Origin of the sequence: Roseofilum halophilum BLCC-M91, from assembly GCF_030068445.1 — a bacterium.
Taxonomy (GTDB): Bacteria; Cyanobacteriota; Cyanobacteriia; order Cyanobacteriales; family Desertifilaceae; genus Roseofilum; species Roseofilum halophilum.
Genome location: NZ_JAQPOK010000020.1, coordinates 1 through 4,460, shown reverse-complemented (window position 1 = coordinate 4,460; position 4,460 = coordinate 1). Strand labels below are relative to the sequence as shown.

Annotated in this window: 2 protein-coding genes and 1 pseudogene; all 3 read right to left on the bottom strand. The window is 40.5% G+C overall.

Going from position 1 to position 4,460, the window contains the following annotated elements; genetic code table 11:
* A pseudogene (locus PJF56_RS02885) lies at window positions 1-456 on the bottom strand (RNA-guided endonuclease TnpB family protein); the annotation flags it as partial.
* Window positions 453-803, bottom strand: a complete 351-nt coding sequence (locus tag PJF56_RS02880) for a recombinase family protein (protein ID WP_283761136.1) — start codon at window positions 801-803, stop codon at window positions 453-455. The gene PJF56_RS02880 and the pseudogene PJF56_RS02885, both read right to left, overlap by 4 nt.
* Window positions 804-847: 44 nt before the next feature.
* Complete coding sequence (locus PJF56_RS02875) at window positions 848-4,282, bottom strand: helicase-related protein (protein WP_283761135.1); 3,435 nt, start codon at window positions 4,280-4,282, stop codon at window positions 848-850.
* Between the last annotated feature and the right edge of the window lie 178 nt (window positions 4,283-4,460).

Sequence of the window (4,460 nt, the reverse complement as noted above, 5' to 3'; positions counted from 1 at the left end):
TACTTTTTCTGCTACCGATGTATTGAACTCTATCTGAGTTTTTGAGAGTTTAATTTTTCCTTGTTTTAAGGCGACTTTACTCAGGGACTGTTGAGTATAAACCAATAAGTGACGACCTTTTTGGGTGTTTTTATATTTGGGTATTTTCGGTTTTCCTAAAAACTTCTTCTGGTTGACTTTGTAGTCTTGATTGGCGGCAAAAAAGGATTGCCAGTTTTGGTCTAATCCTCGTAACACCTGTTGGGACACTTTGGCAGGTAAAGCGCAATATTGTTCCGTCTTCTGCATTAATTTATCCATCCGGTTATAGTTCAAGTAACCATGACCATAGATAAAGTTTTGACGGATTAGATAATTAGCCGCATTGTAGAGATTTTTGGAATCCCATGATAACTCATCGATCTCATTCCAAAACTGATGACCTCTTTTAATAATATGTCTTTCGGCTAATTTCACGAGCGTTCCTTTAATTCGGCAATGATTTTTTCGGTTTTCCGTTTCGAGCGCCTTAATCCATAAAGACGAGAACAGAATGAAGTAATGATAGCAATTAAATATTCCATCAATTCATATTGTTTATCCTCGCTATGATTGACAATCTCAACAGTTTTTTTCATCTCTTTTAACAGGATCTCAAGGTAATTTTTCCCAAGTCTCGCCAAACGGTCTTTATGCTCCACCACCAATATACAGCGCTTCGCGCTGTAAGGCAGTTGAGAGCCAGAGAGATGACCTTTTTGCCACCATCTCCACGCCGTTTGATAACTCACCCCGGCTTTTTTAGCATAGTCTGAGAGTTTCATGGTTCTATCTTACCATGAATGACTATACTTGACTATATTTTAAGTTAAACTTTACAATACTCATCTTCAATTCGCTCTTTGTGACTGAGATACGCTTTCATCTCCTCTCTAGCAACAAATGTTAACAAAGGCAGCGCATAATAGCGATCGAGTCGTTGACTCTGCTGCTCATAGTGTTGGGATTTATTCTCAGTTTCCCGAATTTCATCAATTAAATCAATCGCCGTTCGAGTCGCAAATTTCAGATTCTCAGGGTAGTCACTTTTGCGGCTACTAATATATATTAAATTCTTCCACAGTTCATCGGTTCTCGGATTCAGAATTAAATCCAGAAACAAGGTATAGGTTTCCGAAACCACTCGATCGCCCAAGGGAACCATGAGCAAACTTCCCTGAAGATAGCCCGGTTCTAGGGGTGGAAAATCGATTAATTTACTCAGGTTAGGTTGAACGAACCCTAAGAACTGATGGGTAAATTCTTCCGAAATATAGGAGGAGTGTTCCGATTTAGGAACAGTATAATCAGATTGGCTGAGTAAGGTTTTTAAATGATCGTAAGTTTCTTTTAATTTTCGATCGCTGTGACGATTTCTAGTTTCTAGCTTTAGTTCCCTGAGCAAATTCGCCAGTTGAGAACTGAGAGTTTGTCCAGCCACAGATACGGACTTGCCGCCAATGGGAATAATTAAATACTCTTGTCTGCCCATTTTTCCCGCTCCCAAAATCCGCGTCATTATGGAGGCTTTGAGCAGCAGTAAAATATTGAAAATGCTGAGAATTTTCTCTTGCAGGGAAAGCTGCGGCTCATCGTCAAAGTAAACGGCACGTTCTGCGAGATAAAAGTGTAAAGATTTGGATTGATTATCTAGATCTGGATTTCCCCGTCCCCGATAGATGACTTGAATAATTTCCATCAAATTTTTTTCCACTTGGAAGCGGGGAATATCGACTAAAATATGCTTAACTTTGGGAAAAGATAATCCACGACTGCCAGAGGAAGTCATAAAAATGATCTTAACTTCGTTTTGATAGCTATGGATGGTTTGTCTTTCGTTCTCCGAAAGACTAGCATGAATTTCTAGATAGTCTTGGTTTTTCTCAAATCTTTGCCAACGACGTTGAAGCGCTTCAATCAGTTGTTGTAATCGTTGCTTGTTTTGAATATAGACTAAAATTTGAGCGTCGGTTTCTCCCTGTTCTTCAGTGATTAGCTCAATATCGGCTAAGATTTGTTCGCGCAATTTTTGGGCTAAATCATCTTCTTGGGGTTTTAAGCGATTGCGCTCTTGAAATTGAGTCGAATGTATGATAATATTGTAGCTAATATTGAGATCGCTGGCAGGATAGGAATTCGTGTTAATCAGGGTTGCCGGGTAGCGTTTGAATTGAAACGGCTCTACCGCCAAGGGTGAAGCCGCTTTCTGCGCTTTGCGGAAAAAGATTTTATCGGGTTCGGGATGGCCAGATTTTAAGTGCTGTTGAATTACATCTTTGTCTACAATGGAAGCATCAGCGATAATGAATTTAGGATTAAATCCATGTTCTCCTGTAGTTAACTTATAGTTGCTGAGAATGTGAGTCATGCGATTTAAGAATTCTACACCGCTATCATCTCCAGTGATTTCATCGATCATGATAAATAGATGCTTAAAGCGCTTAGAAATGGCTTGCATTTTTGCCGGGATAACTTCTTGAGTGCGACTATTGTAGGCTCCTTTGAAAATCTGGCCAAAATGCTTAAGGGTGTCACTGCCATTGGGCGTTTTTTTCAAGGCTTGAATAGAGATGGAAGCGACGATTTTATTGGTGCTTTGCCGATCGACAAGGGTGTGGATGGCTTCGCACATGCTGCGAATAACTCCGGCTGTATTTTGAGGTGCTGCGACGATCAGATCTTCGGTTTTGCGTTGCAAACGAGAAGAGTATCTTTTCTGATGCTTTTGATCTTGATTTCCATCGAGAAATAAAACGGATTGTTGCCTAAAATTTCCTTGCCATTGATCGGAAAGATATTGTACAGTATAGTCACCACTGTGTTCGGCAATAATTTGGGAATTGGTGTTTAAGCACACTAAGTTTTTGCTGCACCATTCCCCATCATTATCTTTGAATTTTTCCAGAATATCCAGGTTAACTTGTTTGCGGGGACTGACGTAGAAAAAGAGAAAACCGTCGTCTTGATGCTGTTGGAGGAAATTGGCGATCGCCGTGGTTTTGCCAATTCCCGGATTCCCCGTTAAAAAAAGATACAAGCTATCGGAAAGGAGCGATCGCCGGATCGACTCAGCATGGCCATTGCGTAAATCCAGGCTAGAATCGAGATTATACTCTTGGGCAATCCGATCGGGAAGCGGTGCAACCGAAGTCAGAAACCCCTGAATTTGCTCGTGATGGGTAACCACCGTGGTTCGATCTGGGGGAATATTAATCAGTTTTTCCACAAACTCCCTACCGCGATCGAAACTTGCGCCCATCTGACGCTTGATCTGATTAAACACCTGTTTTCGCACTGCGAGCATCTCTTTGCCACTGGACTCATGCTTGTAAATTTGGTAACAGGTTTCAAACAAGGAGAGGTTTTCCGGATGGATCGTCATCGTATTCATTCCGCGATCGCTATATCCCATGGCACTCAAAATCACCTTTGCACCTTGAGCAACAATCCCCGTTTTCTGTGCAAACTGATAAAAACTATAGGCATATCCTGCCGCTTGAATTAACTTCGCACTCTCCTTATCCTTCGACTTAAACGCCGTAAAATAATCCTTCAAACCCGGAGAAAACAGAAACTCTAAATCCGGACTTTCTCCTGTATCAATTCTCAGCTTAGAAAACACACTTTTCGATCGCAAATAATTAATTTCTTGGATTAACTTACTTTTAATCAGTTCAATAAAATTTTGGATATCAGTCATATCCTTTTCCGACTGAACCGCAAATACCGATTGATCGATAACCAAAATGCGATAGTCCCGTTGGGAATAACGGAGCAATAATAGGGTATCTGCTCTTAAAAACTCTCCTGTATGACTATATTGATTAATATACGTCTTTAACTGCCCTGGATCGAGTCCCTCTAACTGAGATAACCACTCTTGATGAAGCTGCTCGTCACTCTTCTGATGCGTCTTCAGACTATTGTTACCCGCAAATGCACATTGATAATAAAGCACCTCTAAACGATGCTCAAGGTTGCGCCATTGCGTCCCTTGCAGATATTCAGAGAAAAAATTATACCCGCCCAGAAACCCCTTCAAGAGTAAAAGCTGACTCCAGGTTTCAATGATCCGGCGATCGCTACAACTAATTGAACTCGCATTTTCAATCAGTTTTTTATTAATTTCATTTAATTTTACATTTTCCAGTTCTTGACGATAATAATAAACCCATTTAGGAGCTAATTTTTTTTGCTGAAGATAATTGAGAATCCCAATATTAAACCCAATTTCAAACGGTCGTCCTTGATCTTCTATTTTCATCGCTCAACTTCTCCTTAATTTACGTGAATATACAGCGTTTTTCGATGTTATGAGGTACAGTAATCGAAATGTTCCTTGAGAGTGTTGTCCCATGAAAAGCCTGAAGAATGGGCACTCTAGCGTAAAAAATGGTTTTCCCATTACCCATTACCCATTACCGCGCGAAGCGCTGTAAGCC